This window comes from Cupriavidus sp. 8B (assembly GCF_054589115.1).
Map to the genome: position 1 here is coordinate 1 of NZ_BAAILO010000112.1, position 233 is coordinate 233.

Below are 233 nucleotides of genomic sequence, written 5' to 3' on the forward strand. Positions count from 1 at the left end.
TGGCCAACAACCGGACACCGCCGGGCCTTGCGGCGCGGGCGCTCGGCCTGATCCGCGACAACTATGCCGACTTCGGTCCAACCCTGGCCTGCGAGAAGCTGCGTGAGCGCCATGGCATCGCGCTGGCCAAGGAGACCGTGCGCGGCCTTATGATTGACGCGGGTTTTTGGGTGCCGCGCCGGCTGCGCCCGCCCAAGGTCCACCAGCCAAGGAATCGGCGCGCCTGTTTGGGC

1 pseudogene is annotated in these 233 nt (G+C 69.1%); it reads left to right on the top strand.

The features are described from left to right. Nucleotides 1–233 (top strand): annotated as a pseudogene (locus ACYP5B_RS12380) (ISNCY family transposase); the annotation flags it as partial.